The sequence below is a fragment of the Amycolatopsis sp. genome (assembly GCF_035546795.1).
Taxonomy (GTDB): Bacteria; Actinomycetota; Actinomycetes; order Mycobacteriales; family Pseudonocardiaceae; genus Amycolatopsis_E.
In genome coordinates this window covers 42,161-58,553 of sequence record NZ_DASZWC010000056.1, presented here as the reverse complement: position 1 = coordinate 58,553, position 16,393 = coordinate 42,161, and the positions used below count along the sequence as shown (strand labels likewise).

At 67.8% G+C, this 16,393-nt stretch carries 18 protein-coding genes and 3 tRNA genes; 6 read left to right on the top strand and 15 right to left on the bottom strand.

The genetic code is table 11. The features are described from left to right. Positions 1 to 95: 95 nt before the first annotated feature. Positions 96 to 710, bottom strand: coding sequence for a TetR/AcrR family transcriptional regulator (locus VHD82_RS29045; protein WP_325711040.1), 615 nt, complete (start codon positions 708 to 710; stop codon positions 96 to 98). A gap of 74 nt (positions 711 to 784) precedes the next feature. Further along, on the bottom strand, positions 785 to 1,774 hold the full coding sequence (locus VHD82_RS29040) for a GlxA family transcriptional regulator (protein WP_325711165.1): 990 nt from the start codon (positions 1,772 to 1,774) through the stop codon (positions 785 to 787). A 44-nt stretch (positions 1,775 to 1,818) separates the two neighbouring features. On the opposite strand from VHD82_RS29040, the gene VHD82_RS29035 reads away from it, so the two are divergent. Further along, complete coding sequence (locus VHD82_RS29035; protein WP_325711037.1) at positions 1,819 to 2,583, top strand: NAD(P)H-dependent oxidoreductase; 765 nt, start codon at positions 1,819 to 1,821, stop codon at positions 2,581 to 2,583. Between the two features lie 5 nt (positions 2,584 to 2,588). Here the strand turns inward: VHD82_RS29035 and VHD82_RS29030 are convergent, their stop codons facing one another. Beyond that, positions 2,589 to 3,038: a MarR family winged helix-turn-helix transcriptional regulator gene (locus VHD82_RS29030; RefSeq protein ID WP_325711034.1), complete on the bottom strand. Its 450-nt coding sequence runs from the start codon at positions 3,036 to 3,038 to the stop codon at positions 2,589 to 2,591. Beyond that, positions 3,035 to 3,994 carry a zinc-binding dehydrogenase gene (locus VHD82_RS29025; RefSeq protein ID WP_325711031.1) on the bottom strand — a complete coding sequence of 320 codons (960 nt, stop codon included), beginning with the start codon at positions 3,992 to 3,994 and terminating at the stop codon, positions 3,035 to 3,037. The genes VHD82_RS29030 and VHD82_RS29025 overlap by 4 nt, the downstream gene beginning before the upstream one ends. 158 nt (positions 3,995 to 4,152) lie before the next feature. Here VHD82_RS29025 and VHD82_RS29020 point away from each other — a divergent pair, with 158 nt between their 5' ends. Further along, positions 4,153 to 4,632 carry a hypothetical protein gene (locus tag VHD82_RS29020; RefSeq protein WP_325711028.1) on the top strand — a complete coding sequence of 160 codons (480 nt, stop codon included), beginning with the start codon at positions 4,153 to 4,155 and terminating at the stop codon, positions 4,630 to 4,632. A 97-nt stretch (positions 4,633 to 4,729) separates the two neighbouring features. On the opposite strand, the gene VHD82_RS29015 is transcribed toward VHD82_RS29020, so the two are convergent. From VHD82_RS29015 to VHD82_RS28995, 5 genes are all read right to left on the bottom strand, one after another. Continuing rightward, positions 4,730 to 4,879 (bottom strand): hypothetical protein, encoded by a 150-nt coding sequence (locus VHD82_RS29015; RefSeq protein WP_325711025.1) that lies wholly within the window; start codon positions 4,877 to 4,879, stop codon positions 4,730 to 4,732. Between the two features lie 350 nt (positions 4,880 to 5,229). Then, positions 5,230 to 5,303 (bottom strand) — tRNA-Phe (locus tag VHD82_RS29010). Positions 5,304 to 5,334: 31 nt separating this feature from the next. Continuing rightward, positions 5,335 to 5,408, bottom strand: a tRNA-Asp gene (locus VHD82_RS29005). A 14-nt stretch (positions 5,409 to 5,422) separates the two neighbouring features. Continuing rightward, positions 5,423 to 5,495 (bottom strand) — tRNA-Glu (locus VHD82_RS29000). Positions 5,496 to 5,703: 208 nt separating this feature from the next. Then, the gene (locus VHD82_RS28995) at positions 5,704 to 5,937 is read right to left on the bottom strand and encodes a hypothetical protein (protein ID WP_325711022.1); all 234 of its coding nucleotides are present in this window, start codon (positions 5,935 to 5,937) and stop codon (positions 5,704 to 5,706) included. Positions 5,938 to 6,495: 558 nt separating this feature from the next. Here VHD82_RS28995 and VHD82_RS28990 point away from each other — a divergent pair. Then, positions 6,496 to 6,921 carry a hypothetical protein gene (locus VHD82_RS28990; protein WP_325711019.1) on the top strand — a complete coding sequence of 142 codons (426 nt, stop codon included), beginning with the start codon at positions 6,496 to 6,498 and terminating at the stop codon, positions 6,919 to 6,921. Between the two features lie 113 nt (positions 6,922 to 7,034). Here the strand turns inward: VHD82_RS28990 and VHD82_RS28985 are convergent, their stop codons facing one another. After that, complete coding sequence (locus VHD82_RS28985; protein WP_027941311.1) at positions 7,035 to 7,238, bottom strand: cold-shock protein; 204 nt, start codon at positions 7,236 to 7,238, stop codon at positions 7,035 to 7,037. Positions 7,239 to 7,621: 383 nt separating this feature from the next. On the opposite strand from VHD82_RS28985, the gene VHD82_RS28980 reads away from it, so the two are divergent. Further along, positions 7,622 to 8,806 carry a L,D-transpeptidase gene (locus VHD82_RS28980; protein ID WP_325711016.1) on the top strand — a complete coding sequence of 395 codons (1,185 nt, stop codon included), beginning with the start codon at positions 7,622 to 7,624 and terminating at the stop codon, positions 8,804 to 8,806. A 60-nt stretch (positions 8,807 to 8,866) separates the two neighbouring features. On the opposite strand, the gene VHD82_RS28975 is transcribed toward VHD82_RS28980, so the two are convergent. Then, positions 8,867 to 9,034, bottom strand: coding sequence for a hypothetical protein (locus tag VHD82_RS28975; protein ID WP_325711014.1), 168 nt, complete (start codon positions 9,032 to 9,034; stop codon positions 8,867 to 8,869). Between the two features lie 195 nt (positions 9,035 to 9,229). Here VHD82_RS28975 and VHD82_RS28970 point away from each other — a divergent pair, with 195 nt between their 5' ends. Further along, positions 9,230 to 9,352 carry a hypothetical protein gene (locus tag VHD82_RS28970; RefSeq protein ID WP_325711011.1) on the top strand — a complete coding sequence of 41 codons (123 nt, stop codon included), beginning with the start codon at positions 9,230 to 9,232 and terminating at the stop codon, positions 9,350 to 9,352. A 58-nt stretch (positions 9,353 to 9,410) separates the two neighbouring features. Here VHD82_RS28970 and VHD82_RS28965 read toward each other — a convergent pair whose 3' ends face one another. Beyond that, positions 9,411 to 10,700 carry an MFS transporter gene (locus tag VHD82_RS28965; RefSeq protein WP_325711008.1) on the bottom strand — a complete coding sequence of 430 codons (1,290 nt, stop codon included), beginning with the start codon at positions 10,698 to 10,700 and terminating at the stop codon, positions 9,411 to 9,413. Positions 10,701 to 10,933: 233 nt separating this feature from the next. On the opposite strand from VHD82_RS28965, the gene VHD82_RS28960 reads away from it, so the two are divergent. Next, positions 10,934 to 11,527 carry a PaaI family thioesterase gene (locus tag VHD82_RS28960; RefSeq protein WP_325711005.1) on the top strand — a complete coding sequence of 198 codons (594 nt, stop codon included), beginning with the start codon at positions 10,934 to 10,936 and terminating at the stop codon, positions 11,525 to 11,527. A gap of 4 nt (positions 11,528 to 11,531) precedes the next feature. Here the strand turns inward: VHD82_RS28960 and VHD82_RS28955 are convergent, their stop codons facing one another. The 3 genes from VHD82_RS28955 to VHD82_RS28945 are packed head-to-tail and all read right to left on the bottom strand — an operon-like array spanning position 11,532 to position 16,343. Further along, a complete protein-coding gene (locus tag VHD82_RS28955; RefSeq protein ID WP_325711002.1) occupies positions 11,532 to 13,991 on the bottom strand; it encodes a serine/threonine-protein kinase in 2,460 nt (819 codons plus the stop codon). Positions 13,992 to 13,998: 7 nt separating this feature from the next. Further along, positions 13,999 to 14,955 carry a glutamate ABC transporter substrate-binding protein gene (locus VHD82_RS28950; protein WP_325710999.1) on the bottom strand — a complete coding sequence of 319 codons (957 nt, stop codon included), beginning with the start codon at positions 14,953 to 14,955 and terminating at the stop codon, positions 13,999 to 14,001. Beyond that, on the bottom strand, positions 14,952 to 16,343 hold the full coding sequence (locus VHD82_RS28945; RefSeq protein WP_325710997.1) for a hypothetical protein: 1,392 nt from the start codon (positions 16,341 to 16,343) through the stop codon (positions 14,952 to 14,954). The genes VHD82_RS28950 and VHD82_RS28945 overlap by 4 nt, the downstream gene beginning before the upstream one ends. Positions 16,344 to 16,393: the final 50 nt, after the last annotated feature.

Genomic DNA, 16,393 nt, shown 5'->3' with positions numbered 1-16,393 from the left:
CCAGAGGACCAGAACGCCCCCTGCGCGCCTGGTCACCGCACGGCGAAAACCGTTGCCACTGAACATACCTGCACGCCGGTATGTCAGGCGTGAGTTCACCGGCCCTCGATCGCGTCGGTCACCAGCTGTTCCAGCTCGCCCCTGGTGACCGACCACAGTGCCCCGACAGTGCGCGGACTCGACACGAAACTCATCAGCAGCACGCCGCGGATCGCCGCGAAGATCATCAGCAGCACCGCGGTCCCCCTTGCCCTGACGAGGAAATCGGGCACCACCTCGCCCAGCACGTCGCTCATCCCCGCGGTCAGCTGCTTGTTGAACCGGCCGACGTGCGAGCGCAGCTCCGGATCGGTGCGGCTGCCCAGCCACAGCTCGACCACGGCGGTGAAGGTCTTGCTGTCGTGCAGCGCCCACAGCTTGTCCACCAGTGCCATCACGGTTTCCGCCTCGGTCGGCCGGTGTGGCGGATCCGCGCGGAGGTCGTTGATGATCTTCTGCGTGGCGTATTCGAGCCCGGCCACCACCAGTTCCGCCTTCGTGGCGAAGTAGTGCGCCTGCGCGCCGCGCGTCACCCCGGCACGGGTGGCGATCTGCGCGCTCGTGACGTTCCGGTAGCCGTAGTCGACAAGGCACTCCACGGTCGCCTCGAGCAGGGCCGTCCGGGTGGCCGTTCGCCGCTCCGCCTGGGTGCGCCGTCTTTCGCCAGCCATCCCGCAACTTTATCGGTTCTGGCCCCATGAAAAATTCCGCCATCGGAGTGGACGGTCCACAGTGGACTAATTGATCATGGGACCCCGCGAAACGTCGCACGGTACGCGCTCGGCGAGACACCCAGCGCCGCCTGCAGATGCTGACGCAGCGACGCCGCTGTGCCGAACCCGGCATCGGCGGCGACCCGGTCCACCGGCAGCTCCGACTCCTCCAGCAACTGCCGGGCCCGCTCGATTCGTTGCTGTGTCAACCATTGCACCGGCGAAATGCCCACCTCTTCCCGGAACCGCCTGGTGAAGGTGCGCACACTCATCGACTCCTGTCCGGCGAGCTCCCGAAGTGACAGTGGACGGCCGAGATGCTCCAGCGCCCAGGCACGCGCCCGAGCGGTGGACGACGAGCGCGGCTCCGGCACCGGCCGCCGGATGAACTGCGCCTGCCCACCGTCGCGATGCGGCGCGACGACCGTGTCCCGCGCGACCCGGTTGGCGATAGCGATCCCGTGATCGCGGCGGATCATGTGCAGGCAGAGGTCGATGCCGGCGGCGACACCGGCGGAGGTCAGCACATCGCCGGAGTCGGTGTAGAGCACGTTCTCCTCCACCTGCACGCTCGGGTAGAGCCGGCACAGATCGGCGGCGGACGCCCAGTGCGTGGTCGCGCGCTTGCCGTCGAGCACCCCCGCCGCGGCCAGCACGAACACCCCGGTGCAGATCGACGCGAGCCGGGTGCCGGGCCGGATGTGCGCGAAGGCCTCGGCGATCGGGCCGCGCAGGGGCCCGCCGGTCTGCGGCTCGTAGTCCTCCTTCGACGACAGGAACATCACCGTGTCGGCCTTGGCCAGCAGCTCCGGCCCGTGCCCGACGTGCACTGTGAAATCCGCGTCCGCCGGTACGTCACCGGGGCGGAACGTGCAGGTCAGGACCTCGTAGAGCGGCTCACCGTCGGGCGTGCGGGCCTGCCCGAACAGCCGGTGCACAGTGCCCAGCTCGAACGGCAGCACCCCGGCGCGGACGAACACTGCGATCCGATGCATGGCCCGATTCTTGCACAACCTGGCCATCAGGCCACTGGTTGCGGGCTCAACCACTGGCGCACAGTGGGCTCATGAACGTTTTGTGGATCTCCGCCCACCCGGATCAGCGTTCGCTCAACGCCGCCCTGCGGGACGAGGGCCTGCGGGCGCTGACCGAGCAGGGCCACGAATACCAGCTGTCCGACCTCTACGCGATGCACTGGAACCCGGTGGTCGGCCACGAGGACTACGGACACGACCCGGCCGACCGGCTGCTGGTCGCCGGGGAGTCCGCCGCCGCACTGGCCGAGGGACGGCTGAGCGACGACATCCTGGCCGAGCAGGCGAAGATCACCTGGGCCGACGCCGTCGTGGTGCAGTTCCCGCTCTGGTGGTATGGGATGCCGGCGATCCTCAAGGGCTGGTTCGACCGGGTCTTCGTCAAGGGATTCGCCTACGGGGTCGCCGATTCCAGCGGCAAGGTGCTGCGCTACGGCGAGGGCAACCTGGCGGGCAAGCGGGCGCTGGCCGTGATCACCGTCGGCGGGCGGGAGTCCACCTTCAGCCCCCGCGGCGTCAACGGCGACCTGGAGCAGGTGCTGTTTCCCTTGCAGCACGGCACTTTCTGGTATGCCGGCCTGGCACCGCTGCCACCGCTGGTGTTCCACTCGGCGGACCGGATGCGCGAGGCCGAGTTCGCGACGGCCACCAAAGAGCTCCGCCGCCGGCTCGAAACCCTGGACACGGCCGAGCCGGTGCCGTTCCGCAGCCAGAACGGCGGCGATTACGACGAAGACCTCGTCCTCAGGCCGGAACTGGCCGCGGGGCGCACCGGGCTGGAGATCCACACCCGGTGACCAGGTCACTTCCGGCGCGCAAGCGCTTGCCCCGACGGGGAATCCGCCGCCAGCGCGCGTAGCAACCGGACAGTGGGCGCGATCGGCCTGCCGCCGATCCGCTCGGTCAGCGCCTGATGCAGGCTCGCCTCCACGCCGCGAACCCGCTTCGCGAGCTTGCGGCCCTCGGGGGTGAGCGAGAGCAGCACGTGCCGCCTGTCCGCCGGGTCGGTTTCGCGCAGCACCAGGCCCGCACCGACCAGCCGGTCCACGATCCGGCTCGGGCTGGTGCCCGACTCGCAGACCAGCAGCTCGCCGAGACCGTTGAGGCTCAACGGTTCCCGGTCGGCGAGCAGGCCGAGCGCCTCACCCTGGGCCGGGGTGAGCCCGAGCGGCCGCAGCCCGGCTGCCAGCATCCGGTTGCCTTCGCGCTGGACCGCCAGGATGAGGTAGCGCAGTTCCTCGATCTCGTTCATTTCGTGGTGAGCACGACCTTCCCGTTGAGCTCACGCCGTTCCAGCGCGGCGTGCACGCTTGCCGCTTCGCGCAGCGGGGCCACCGTGCCGACCTCGGCGCGAATGTCCCCGGTGTGCGCGAGCTCAAGCAGGCAGGTCAGGCTGCGCCGGTACCAGTCGTGATCGGACCGGATCTGTCTCGGCACCATACAGAGCGCCGTGCGCTTTCCCGGCAACAAGCCCCTGAGCTGTACCGCGACCGCGCCGCGGACGGTATCGGTGACCATGTGCCCTGGCCGCCCGGCGAAGGCGTAACTGACCAGCGTCCCGCCGGGCGCGAGTGCGCGGTAGCCCTTGCGCAACCCCGCCCCGCCGAGGTGATCGAAGACCGCGCGCACGCCGCCGGGCTCCTGCCCACGAAGCACTTCCTCGAAGTCCTCGTTCCGGTAGTCGATGAAGTGCACTCCGTTGCGCCGCAAGCGTTCCGGTTTGGATGCCGTGCCATACATCCGAAGGTGCCGTAGTTTTCCCAGCTGCGCCACGGCTTCCCCCACACCACCGCTCGCGCCGTGGATGAGCACGGGGTCGCCGTCGCGGACGCGGCCGTGGGTCTCGAGCAGGCTCAGCGCGGTCAGGTAGTCGAGCGGGATGGTGGCGGCGGTGTTCGTGTCGAGCCCGTCGGGCACCGGAACGGGCAGCCAGTCCGGGACTGTGATGTGTTCCCGGTATGCGCCCATGCTCGGCAGTGACATGGCGACACGTCTGCCGTCGCGCGTCTCGCCGACCAGCTCGTAGCCCGGCGTGAACGGCGGTTTGCGCTGCAGAAGGTAATCACCGGCACGCGCCATCAGGTCGGTGAACCCGACCCCGATGGCCAGCACCCGGACATCGACATGCCCCGGCCGCGTCGGCGCGGCGTCCTCCGCCACGTACTCAAGCACTTCCGGCCCGCCGAAGCGGTTGACGACCAGTTTCATGTCGACTCCAAGGTTTAGATGTGCCGACATCATATGTCGTGACATCTACTTACGCCAGGATTGGGCCGACTGCGCCATACCGCGGCTCCGGACGCAGTCACCTGCACCGATTCAGCGCCCGGAAAGCGTTTTCACCCGGTCAGCGAGGACACCCGAACGTGGACCGGGGGGCCCAGCGGCGCCGTCGGCTACGCGAGACGTTCGGACCCGAGTACGAGCGGACGGTGCAGGAGAGCCCGAACCGGATCAAGGCCGAAAAGGAGTTGCTGGAGCGGCAGAAGCGGCACGACAAGCTCGACATCCAGCCACTTTCCGACTCGGCGCGGGTGCACTACCGGCAGCAGTGGTCGCTGATCCAGGAACGGTTCGTGGACCGTCCCGGCGACGCGATCGTCGAGGCGGACCGGGTGCTGACGCAGCTGATGGCCGACCGCGGCTACCCGACAGAGGGCTACGAGCAGCAGGCCAGCGACCTGTCGGTCGAGCACGCGCGCACCCTGGAGCACTACCGGACAGCGCGGGAAACCTTGCACGGCCACGAAAAGACCAATGCCGACACGGAGTCGCTGCGCAAGGCGATGGTGCACTACCGGACCGTGTTCGACGACCTGCTCGGTGAGCGCGAGGGGAGCAAGTGAGATGAAGGCGGAGGGTTTGACCACGGAGGACCTCGCAGAGCCGGAGATCGAACTCTTCGAACGGGACAAGGTCGAGGACTTCCTGGACAGATGGCGCTCACTGCAGACCGGGTTCGTCGACGACCCCCGCGAGGCGGTGCACGACGCCGACCAGCTGGTCGCCGAGGTGATCCAGACGCTGGCGACGACGTTCGCCGAGCACAAGCGGGTACTGGAAAGCCAGTGCAGCAAGGAGAATCCGTCGCAACGGAAGACCTGCGTGTCGCGCTTCAGCGCTACCGCACGTTCTTCAACGAGCTGCTCCGCACCACCTGATCCCAGGCAGCACCGACCGCTCCGCCTTCCCGGCGGGGCGGTCGTGTCCACAACGGACATCCCGATCAGCTCCGGTGAGCCAGCGCGCCTCGATCAACACCAGGCGGCCATCCGGCTTCAGCAGGCGCAGCCACTTGTCCAAAGCAGCCGGGTTGGGCCAGGACCACGTCGTACGCACCCGGCGAGCATCGCGGATCGGCCATGTGGGCCAACCAAAACAAGGCCCGACGCGAAACAGCCCCCGCCGAACACGGCGGGGGCTGTTTGCGCTGGTCATCAAAGTGGCCAGGGCCGGGGTCGAACCGGCGACCTTCCGCTTTTCAGGCGGACGCTCGTACCAACTGAGCTACCTGGCCGGAAACGCCGGCTGGGAGCCAGACGCTATTGCGACCCTGACGGGACTCGAACCCGCGACCTTCGCCGTGACAGGGCGACGCGCTAACCAACTGCGCCACAGGGCCTTGCTTGTACTGCGTACTCCCAACGGGATTCGAACCCGCGTTGCCGCCTTGAAAGGGCGGAGTCCTAGGCCGCTGGACGATGGGAGCTCGGCCGGTTTCGGCGAACCGACCGACCGCGCTCTCAGGTCCCCCCGGGAGCGATTACCAGCATAGGGCACGCCTTTCAGCCCTTCCAAACCGGTATCCCCTAAGCCCGCGAACAAGGGTTGACCTGCACGGATCCACTCACGGTACGCCGAACAGCCGCGATTTCGGCGCCACTGGGCCGAACGTGGCCCGCGTCACTGTTCGCGGGCTAGCGTTGGGCCGGGTTCTGACCGTCCTCGTCAGGAATCAGGCCGAGCATGTCCAGCAGCTGGGCGCAGTCCGCCGCATCGGTCGCGCCCGCGGCCACAGCCAGCCGTGCCCGCCGCACCTGATCATCCGAGACCCGCGGCGCATCGGCCCCGCCGGCACGCTGCGAAGGCACCCCACCGTCGGCGCCTTCATACCGAAGGAGGAACTGTCGAACTTCCACAGACCCGCTCATAGCCCCTCCAAGACGACTCGTTCACAAGCGACTTGGCCGCGAGGCTAGTCAGCGGAATATCTCCACCACAGCCCCCCGCAGAGTGAACCTGCCCCATCCTGACCACGACAGACAGCCACCATCGCAGGTGAACGCACAGCGACCAGGAGATGACGCAACGACCGAAAAACTTGCCTCGACCACTCGCGTCCGCGGCCGAACTCATGTAACAATCGACTTGCTGACACACCCCCGGTCAGCGCCTGTGGAGATCCCCTCCGGCCCCCGCGTTCCTCCCCCTGGCGCGGGGGCCTCTCCATTCCTACTCGCGGCGGCTGCCGCTTCGCGGGGCCCTTATTCCCTGCGAGGCCGAGCCCCCAGCGGACCCCGGCGCGCCAAAAGCTCACTTGGTTGGTCGATGTGTTGTTGGTGGTTGACCTGGGCGGATAACGGACAGTTTGGTTCACGCTGGGCCATGTGGGGGCGGCGAGCGCCTGAATGGCGCAATCTGAGGCTCCGCTGAGTGTGTTGTGGGTCACAAAGGGGTGGGCGGCGAGATCTAAACGTTATCGTGGCCGGGTGCCTCTCCCATCTATAGGACGCCGCGGCAACACCCGGACCAACCTGAAGCCGGTGAACCCCGGTCGACACCGGAACTCGCCGGCCAAGGAAGCCGAGGCCGCCGTCGAAGACCACGAACTGACCAGCTACCTGGCCGCGCTCGCCCCCGAAGCGGGACCGGAAAGCACTGGTACCGGCAAGCGCTTCGGCGAAGCGCAGGTGTACCAGCTCCGCATGAACCTGGTCGCCAGCTCCCAGCTGCGCGAACTCGCCGACGAACGCGGGACGTCCCCGCAGGCGCTGGCACGCGACTGGGTGCTCGAGCGCCTGTCGTGGGAAGCCCAGGCCGCCTCCTCGCAGCGGCGGCAGTTCGCCGACCACACCGGCGACGCCCACACCGACCAGCACTTCTTCGACAAGACCTGGGACCCCCAGCAGGTCTGACCCCGCAAGACCCCCGCCCCCAGGAAATCCCCCGAAAACCTGGCCCCGACAACGAAAACAAGCCCCCGGCGGAATCCCGCCGGGGGCTTGCGACGTTCAGAACAGGAACGACGTCAGATGACGCGCACCTTCTGGGCCTGGGGGCCCTTCTGGCCCTGACCGACCTCGAACTCAACGCGCTGGTTCTCCTCGAGGGTGCGGAAGCCGCGCCCATCGATCTCCGAGTAGTGCACGAAGACGTCACCCTCGCCGCCATCCTGGGCGATGAAGCCGAAGCCTTTCTCGGCGTTGAACCACTTCACAGTGCCTTGCGCCACCGCTTTACTCCTCGTTACATCCGCATCGGCTGCCGCCGTAGCGACACCCGGGCCGCCCCGGGCGGTTCCAACGAGACGAGCAAAGAGCGTGCGGCTCCGGGCTCGCGTCAGAAGTTCCGCGAGTGTGAAGCCACTAACACGCAAAACGACGGCCTAGGGGCAGCGTACCGGGATCTGGCGAAATCTGAACCCCTATCCGGCCGCTCCCTTGATGTCACCTAAACGTCGTACAACTCGGCGTACGAAGATCAGGCATGCGCCCGATAGGCTGATCATCCTTCGGACGTTCGCAGCAAAAGTGACCTGCATCACAGCCCCTTGTGTCAACGTCCGAGCGCGCAGCGGCGTCTGATTGAGCAAATGGGGAAAAGGGGAACCAACCGGTGACAAGACTCAAGACCGCGCTGATCGGCCTTGGCCTGGCCGCGGTGCTCGGGCTCAGCGCCTGCACCAGCGGCTCGGACACCACGACGACGAACACCCAGGCGCCCGCCGGCGGCGCCGCGCCCGCGCAGGCGGAATCCGCCAAGCTGACCACCACCCCGGCGAACGGCGCACAGGACGTAGCGCCAGGCGAGCCGGTCACGGTGACGGTCGCGGACGGCGAGCTGCAGAACGTCGCGCTCACGAACGCCGATGGCAAACAGGTGGCGGGCCGGCTCGCCGCCGACAAACACACCTGGACCACCACCGAGGACCTCGGTTACAGCAAGACGTACACCTGGTCCGGCAGCGCCGTCGGCAGTGACGGCAAGCCGGTCCAGCTCACCGGTTCCTTCGGCACGGTCACGCCGAAGCGGCAGATCTCCGGCAGCCTCAACGTCGGCGACGGGCAGACCTACGGCATCGCGATGCCGATCGCGCTCACGTTCACCAGCAAGGTCACCGACAAGGCCGCCGCCGAGCGCGCGCTGTCGGTCGAGACCACGCCGAAGACCGAGGGCTCGTGGGCCTGGCTGTCCGACACCCAGGTGCACTGGCGGCCGAAGGCGTACTTCCAGCCCGGCACGAAGGTCACCGTCAACGCGAACATCTACGGAGTCAAGATAGGCGATGGGACGTACGGCAAGCAGGACCTGACGTCCACGTTCACGATCGGCCGCTCGCAGATCGTCAAGGGCGACACCACCACGCACCGGATGCAGGTGATCAGGGACGGCGTGCAGATCGCGGACTACCCGGTCAGCTACGGGCTCGACTCGGACCCGGGCCGGGTGACGCACAGCGGCATCCACGTCGTGATGTCCAAGTACCCGGTGTATTCGATGAGCAACCCGCGCTACGGCTACACCGATGTGAATGTGCCGTGGGCGGTGCGGATCTCCAACAACGGCGAGTTCATCCACGGGCTCGCGGCATCGGTGTGGGCGCAGGGAAAGAAGAACATCTCGCACGGCTGCCTGAACCTGTCACCGGCGAACGCGAAAATCTATTACGACGGGGTGCTCACCGGGGACCCGGTGGAAATCACCGGCAGCACGCAACAACTGTCGGCCAAGGACGGGGACTACTCGGACTGGACCTATTCCTGGGACGACTGGACGAAACTCTCCGCGCTCAACAGCTGAGCCCGAAAACGGCGATGGCCCGCCCGGACGCGAATCCGGGCGGGCCATCGCCGTTCGTACTCAGAAGACGTGCCCTTCGAGATTGGAATCGGCCGGCGGGATCACCTCGATCTTCTCGGTGACCTCGTGTTCGTCCAGCAGTGCGGGCACGGGGGTCATCTGCTGGGTCATGTCGTCGAGCAGCCTCGCGGCTTCCGCCACGCTGGGTGTGTCTGTCCTGTCGGTCATTTGCCGCCGTCTCCTCCCACGCGGTACCGCCTATCTTGCCGTGGCGCACATCACCGCTCAACGCCAGGTATCGGCGAAATACCCGGGGCCTCAGCGGCGATGAACTAGTGGGCCAAGCAAGTGGTCCGACCAAATCCCGAACCCGGCGACCGCGCGCGGTCCATGCCGGCCGGAAAGACTCCGAGGAGGAAGCACATGGTGTTCACGGCGCTGTTCGTGGAGGGTGGCCTTGCCGTTGGTATCGCGGCGCTGTTGGTGACCTGGTCGCGACGCCGCTTCATTCCTCGTCCCGAGGCCATCGCCGAGGTCACCGAGTGAAGTGAGCAAGAAAGTGCCCCGCCCTCCTCGGAGGACGGGGCTTTTCCTTGTCCCGCAATCAGTTCGCGGCGGCGCTCAGCCCCTGGGACGGCGTCGCCTGCAGGTTGATCTTGGCCATCGGCACCCGCGCGGTCTCCGGGATCCTGATGATCGGCACGAGCGCGATCGCCGCGGCGACCATCAGGTAGAACGCCGGCCAGTCCTCGTTGCCGGTGCCGTGGATCAGCGCGGTCACGATCACGCCACAGGTGCCACCGAACAGCGAGGTGGACACGTTGTAGCCGATCGCGAAGGAGCCGTACCGCACCCGCGTCGGGAACATCAGCGGGAAGGTCGAGCCGATCACGGCGAGCATCAGCACCAGCAGTAGTGCCACGATGCCGAAACCGACCACCAGCAGCGCGATGTTGCCGCTCTGCATCAGCTTGATCGACGGGTAGCTCAGCACGATGTAACCGATCGCGGCCGTCAGCAGCAATGGCTTCCGGCCGATCCGGTCGGACAGCGCGCCCAGCGGGGCGATCAGGATCATCTGCACGATCTCCACCCCGATGATGATCAGGGTCGAGGTGTTGTCGTTGATCTTCAACGTATCCGTGAAGTAGGTCGGCATCGTCGTCAGCAACATGTAGTCGGCGATGTTGAGCAGCAACACGATGCCGATCAGGTTCAGGATCATGCGCCAGTTCTGGGTCAGCGTCTCCAGCAGCGGCGCCTTCTCCGCCTTCTCGCCGGCCTTCTCCATGCGCCGGAACTCCGGCGTGTCCTCGAGCTTGGACCGGAGGTAAAGCCCGACCAGACCCAGCGGCAGCGCGACGAAGAACGGGATCCGCCAGGCCCAGCTCGTCACCTGGTCCGAAGTGAACGACAGGGTCACCGCCAGCACGACGACGTTGCCCAGCACGTAGCCGGCCAGGGTGCCCATCTCCAGGAAGCTGCCGAAGAAGCCCCGGCGCCTGGTCGGCGCGTACTCGGCGATGAACGTCGCCGCGCCGCCGTACTCACCACCGGTCGAGAAGCCCTGGATCAACCGCAGCAGCAGGACCAGGATCGGTGCCCCGATGCCGATCGCGTAACCGCCGGCGTAGGTCGGCAGGCAGCCGACCAGGAACGTACAGCCGGACATCAGCAGAATCGTGATCGCCAGAACCTTTTGCCGACCGATCTTGTCGCCCAAAGGGCCGAAGAACGCTCCGCCGAACGGCCTAACCACGAACCCGATCGCGACCAGTGCCAGCGACTTGAGAACGGCATTGCCTTCGCCGGGGAAGAACACCGTGCCGATCGCCGTCGCAATCGCACCGGAGGTGAACACACCGTAGTCGTACCATTCGGTCGCGTTACCCATCGCGGACGCCAGAACGGCCCGTTTCACCGTTCTCTGGTCGATTTCCGATTCTTGAGTCACTGCTTCTGCCATGCGCCCCGACCTCCTCGTCCACAGTTCCGTACCAGCGATCAAGGTTGCGACCTTAGTGGCATCCTCGCCATTGGTAGTAATTTTCTCGCGTCTCGTGGTTCTTGTCTCTTCGAGGACGGGGTATGCGCGAGCCGACGGGCGCACCGCGTTAACTTGGTCAGATGAGCGAGGCACCCCGCACCGGCCGGCGCACTCCGCCCTGGCCTCCGGTGGAGACAGAGCCGTCGGAGTTGCACCCTGACGCGCCAGGGCCCGGCGTCAAGCTGCCGAGGCACTACGACGAGTGCTTCGGCTGCGGAGACATCGAGAGCGGGCTGCACATGACTTCCACCGTCGGGGAAGGCCACGTGGTGCGCTCGCAGTTCGAGGTCACCGACGCGCACCAGGGCGCGCCGGGGCTGGCCCACGGCGGGCTGCTGGCCTGCGCGTTCGACGAGGCACTCGGTTCCGCGGTGGGAAATCTGCGGCGACGGCCCGCGGTGACCGGGAAGCTGGAGACCGACTTCCTGCGGCCGGTTCCGGTGGGCTCGACGCTGCACATCGTGGCAAAACTCGACGGGGTCGCCGGACGCAAGATCTACGCCAGCGCCAACGGCCACCTCGACGCCGAGGACGGGCCGGTGGCGCTCCGCGCCCGCGCGCTGTTCGTCGAGGTCAGCTTCGAGCATTTCACCACGCACGGGCATCCGGACGCGCTCGAGAAGTTTTCACAGACGGGCGGCCGGGCGCGCGAGGACTGGGACATCAACCCCTGATCGGTCAGGTGAGTGTGCGCGGGCGGATGGCGTTGGCGCGGTCCACCAGCTCGATGCGGTCCTCCTGGCTGTGGGCGAGGCGGGCCAGGGTGCGGTAACAGCTTTCCAGTCCGAAGCGAACGTCCCTTTCGGACAGTGGGAGGCCCAGCACCCTGGTGCCTGTCCGATGTCCCGGCGGAGCGGACTGCACCCACTGGAACGCCGCCTCCAGCACCTCCGCCGCCATCCTGGTGCGACGCTCGGCGTCCAGGCTCAGCCTGTCCAGGCGGGCGCTCGCGTCGGCGAGGTCGCCTTCGGACACCACGGCGTTGCCGTTCACCCTGGTCTTGATCTTGATCGCCGTCACCTGCGCCGCGACGAAGTGCGTGGACGAAGCGGGCACGGATTCCAGCACCTCGACGGCGCTCGTCCGCGCGCCCTGCGCCAGATAGACCCGAGCCAGGCCGAAAGCAGCACTCACGTACGACCGGTCGGTGCGCCACACCAGCTCGTACAGCCGCGAGGCCGCGAAGTAGTCGCCGACGCCTTCCGCGCTCACCGCGAGCGCGAGCTTCGGTGCGATCTCGCCGGGCAGGTCGTCGTACACCGCTTCGAACGCGACCTGTGCGACGCGCTGCCGTCCGCCGGCCAGCTCGATCAGCCCGCGGTGCCAGTCGATCCGCCAGTCGTGCGGGTAGCCGGCACGGATCGCGAGGTACTGGGCGGCCTGCAGTTGCCTGCTCGCCTCGGCCAGTTCGCCGAGCTCGATCCGGGCGCGCACGATGCGCAGCCGCACCTCGATCGATTGGCCCGGCGCGCTCGCCAGTGAGTCGATCGCGCCCTGCGGGTCGACCGCCGCCATCGTCGCGAGCACACCGGCCGCCGGGTCGCTGGTGTCCACCTGCGGGATCGGCAAGCCGGCCACAACCTCGCCGGCACCGGGCAGCGGCACCGGCGCGCCGGGGTCGGGCACCACGATGCCCACCCCGAAGCTGTTGGTCTCCGGACCGAACACAGTGGACGCTCCCGGCCGCGGCCGACCGGTGCCCATCGCCAAGATTTCGCGCAGCACACCGGAAAGCTGGTCGGCCATGTCCTCGGCCGTGATGAACCGGCGGTCCGGGTCGCGATGCGTCGCACGCTTGAGGAAGCGGTGGTAGGAACCGAAGAGCTTGAACAGCGGGACGGCGTCCGGGCTGGGCAGCGAGTCCTTGAACTTCGTGGTGTAACCGTTGAACTCGAAGCTCAATACCGCCAGCGTGCGGCCGACCGTGTAGAGGTCCGACGCGATCGACGCGCCCTGGGTGGCCAGTTCCGGCGCGCTGTAACCGGTGGTGAAGAACAGCGGGCTTTCGTAGTCGTCGAGCCGCCGCACCGCGCCGAGGTCGATCAGCTTGAGCTGCTCGTGGGTCTGGATCACGTTGTCCGGCTTGAGATCGCAGTACAGCATGTTCTGGCTGTGCAGGTAGCCCAGCGCGGGCAGGATCTCCAGCCCGTACGCCAGCACCTGCGCGATCGGCAGCGGTTCGGGGCGGCCGGCTTCGCGGTAGTGCGCGAGCGCGAGCTGCCGCAGCGACTGGCCGCCGACGTACTCCATCACGATGTACCCGACGGAATGGCCGGTCGTGGGGTCGGGATGCTGCACGAAGTTGTAGATCTTGACGATGTTCGGATGCTCGACCTCGGCCAGGAACCGGGTCTCGTTCACCGCCGCGGCGACCGCCGTCGCGTCGCCGGTGTCGATCAGTCCTTTGAGGACGACCCAGCGGTCGTTGACGTTGCGGTCCCTTGCCAGGTAGATCCAGCCCAGCCCGCCATACGCGATCGCGCCGAGCACCTCGTACTGGCCGCCGAGCAGGTCGCCCTCGCGAAGCTTGGGCAGGAACGAGTACGGCGTGCCGCACTTCTCGCAGGTGCCCTCGGGCCCGGCCTCACCGCGGCCGACCTTCGCCGAACAGTTGCCGCAGTAGCGTTTTTCCTCGCTCACCACGGGGTTGGCGAGCACCGCCGACGCCGGGTCGCGGTAGGGCACCGGCGGCACGTCGACCAGACCGGCGCCGAGCCTGCCGCGGCGCGACGTCCGGCGGCCGGTGCGCCGCGAACCGTGCGGGAACGCCCCGGTGCCGGTGCCCGGCCCGGTGCCGGAACCGCTGACCGGCCCGCTGCCCGAACCGGTGTGCCTGCCGTCGCTGGAGCGTTCCGGGAGCACGCTTTCCGTGCCGGGATCGGGAAGTTCCACCTTATCGGGCGGGGTCTGCACCGGCGGGGCCGGCGGCATGATGCTCTGCGTCGGCGGCGCCGGCGTGGCGAGCACGCTGGTCAGCTGGGTTTCGGGCGCCGCGTGCTGCGGGGTGGCTGGCGGCGACGCGACCGGCGGGATGAACGTCGTGCGCTCGGCGGCGTCTTCACTCAGACCGTCCAGGCGCCCCGAGATCGGCTCGTTGTCCGGTGCCGCGTGCCTTGGGCGGGAGTCTTCCGACATCATGCAACCTTCACTGGTACGAAACGTTCGGCGGCGACGCCGGGCCGAGCACGGGCGCGACCCAGTAGTTGTAGTTCTGCTGCCAGACCCCGTTGCCGCGAATGCTGTCGAGCACGGAGTTGACGAAGCGGACCAGGTCCTCCTGGCCCTTGGCGATCCCGACCCCGTAGTTCTCCTGCGTGAACCGGTCGCCGACGACCTCGAGATTCGGATCCTGTTTGGCCATCCCGGCGAGGATCACGTCATCGGTGGAGATCGCGTCGACCTGGCCCTGCTGCAGCAGCACGAGGCAGTCGGACCAGTTGCTCACCGACACCGGGACCGGTTTCGCCGGCGCGTTCTGGATCGCGGCCAGCGACGTGGAACTGCTTGCGGCGCAGACCTTTTTGGCGCCGAGGTCGGACATCCCGGTGATCCCGGAGTTCTTGCGCACCAGCACGCGCTGGCCGGCCTGGTAGTAGTTGGCCGAAAAGTTGATCCTGCTCAGCCGGTCGCAGGTGATGCTGTAGGTTCGCACCACCACGTCCACGGTGTGGTTCTCCAGCACGTCCTCGCGCTGCTTCGACGGGATCGCCGTCCACTGCACGTGCCCTTGCCACGTACCGAAAATGGCGTCCGCGATCTGCTTGACGATCTCGATGTCGAAACCCTCGAGATCCCCGGTGGACGGGTTGAGGAAGCCGAACAGGTAAGTGGTCTGGTCCACTCCGGCGATCAGCCTGCCGCGCTGTTTGATCCGGCTCATCGTGGAGCCGGACGGCATCGCCGAACTCGGCGAGAGGCTGCGGGTGTCGCAGTTGGTCGCGGCGCCACCGCCGGCGGTCTGCTCCGCACCACCGACGTTGGCCGGCATCGGTGCTTCGACGCTGCCCACCGGCGCCGGGTCGACCGGCGTGCCAGCGCTGCCACAGGCACTGCCCAGCAGCGCGAACGCCACGAGCAGCGCCGCGAGTCTTCTTCTGCTCACCGGTACTCCCTCAGGCGGTCGCGGATCCCCATCGTCACGCCGCCCGCCGCGACCACGGCCAGCACCGCCACCCCCGGCGCCAGCAACGTGAGCGTCCGGTCGGCGCCGCGGGTGCTGTCGAGGAAGTTCTGCCGCCCGATGTCGATCGCGTTGACCAGCGCGTCGTCGAGTCTGCCGAACGCGGCAGCGGAACCGTCGGGCAGTGAGGTGTCCACGGCCTTCTTGACCGCGTCCGAGTACGCGCCGCCGTCGTCCTTGGCGCGAACGTCCTTGTGCGCTACCAGCCACGCGTCCGCGGCGGACACGGCGGTGTCGATCTGCTTCGCCGCTTCGCCGGTCATCAGACCCTGCGCCTCGTGCAGCAGCCCGGTGAAGATCGGCGCCAGCTGCTGGAAGTTGATCTCGTAGTCGGCGCCGTCGCCGCGCGCGACCAGCGTCATGGTCTCGTCGGCGCGGCCCTGCACCGCCGCGCTGCGCGCACGCACCAGCACGTCCACCGGGTGGCTGCCGTCGTTCTGGCCGTCGCCGACCAGCGCGGACTGGACGATCAGCGCTACCGCACCCCACAACAGCACCAGCACCATCGCACCGGTCGCCACGACGAGACCGACGTTGAGCAGCCGGTTGGTCCGCTTCGTCAGATAGATCTGGGTGGCCACGAGCGCTGCGAGCAGGACAACGAGCAGCACCGTGCTGAACCACGGGAAACCGCTCACGTCGTCCTGTTCGGCGCCGAGCCGGTCGGTGTCGATGTGGTAGAGATCCGAGGCGGCGGGCAGGATCGTGGCGCGCATCAGGTTCGAGGCCTCGCGCAGGTAGGAAGCGCCGACCGGGAAGCCCTGCAGGTTGTTCGCGCGGGCCGTTTCGATGATGCCGGTGTAGACGGGCAGGTTGCGGCTGATGATGTCGACCTTGGTGGCCGCGTCGGCCACGCCTTCGGAGTCCGAAGCGGCCTTCGCGAGCGCGGCCCCGGCGCGCGCGATGTCCTGGTCGTAGCGGGCGCGTAGTTCGGGCGGTTCGGCGCCGACCACGAGGAAGGCGTTGGCCGAGGTGGCATCCGCGTCCGACAGCGAGCGGTAGACCTCCTGCGAAGCCGCCGTCAGCGGTTCGCGGTGGTCGATCAGCTCGTTGATGGTGTCCTTCTTGCCCTGCACGGCGATGGTGCCGACGAGCCCGGTGACCAGCGCGAGCACCACGAGCCCGACCCCGATCAAGGTGAGCCTGCCGGGGCTGGTGCGCACGGAGCGCGACAGCCCGCGCACAGCGGCGACCGGCAGGTCGAGCAGGCCCGCGAGACCGGATCGGCTGGGTTCGGACGAGGTGGGCGCGTCGGGCGCGGGCGGCGGTTCGGCCGTCGGCGCGCCAGGTCGCGTCGCGGTGCTCGTCATCAATTCCACCCCTCGCCCAGAACTACCACCGGCATGAAGGTATCCGAGTC

Coding starts and splice junctions, on each gene's coding strand:
- VHD82_RS29045 (WP_325711040.1), bottom strand. CDS start 710: ATGGCTGGCGAAAGACGGCGCACCCAGGCGGAGCGGCGAACGGCCACC.
- VHD82_RS29040 (WP_325711165.1), bottom strand. CDS start 1,774: ATGGCCAGGTTGTGCAAGAATCGGGCCATGCATCGGATCGCAGTGTTC.
- VHD82_RS29035 (WP_325711037.1), top strand. CDS start 1,819: ATGAACGTTTTGTGGATCTCCGCCCACCCGGATCAGCGTTCGCTCAAC.
- VHD82_RS29030 (WP_325711034.1), bottom strand. CDS start 3,038: ATGAACGAGATCGAGGAACTGCGCTACCTCATCCTGGCGGTCCAGCGC.
- VHD82_RS29025 (WP_325711031.1), bottom strand. CDS start 3,994: ATGAAACTGGTCGTCAACCGCTTCGGCGGGCCGGAAGTGCTTGAGTAC.
- VHD82_RS28995 (WP_325711022.1), bottom strand. CDS start 5,937: ATGAGCGGGTCTGTGGAAGTTCGACAGTTCCTCCTTCGGTATGAAGGC.
- VHD82_RS28975 (WP_325711014.1), bottom strand. CDS start 9,034: ATGACCGACAGGACAGACACACCCAGCGTGGCGGAAGCCGCGAGGCTG.
- VHD82_RS28970 (WP_325711011.1), top strand. CDS start 9,230: ATGGTGTTCACGGCGCTGTTCGTGGAGGGTGGCCTTGCCGTTGGTATC.
- VHD82_RS28965 (WP_325711008.1), bottom strand. CDS start 10,700: ATGGGTAACGCGACCGAATGGTACGACTACGGTGTGTTCACCTCCGGT.
- VHD82_RS28960 (WP_325711005.1), top strand. CDS start 10,934: ATGAGCGAGGCACCCCGCACCGGCCGGCGCACTCCGCCCTGGCCTCCG.
- VHD82_RS28955 (WP_325711002.1), bottom strand. CDS start 13,991: ATGATGTCGGAAGACTCCCGCCCAAGGCACGCGGCACCGGACAACGAG.
- VHD82_RS28945 (WP_325710997.1), bottom strand. CDS start 16,343: ATGACGAGCACCGCGACGCGACCTGGCGCGCCGACGGCCGAACCGCCG.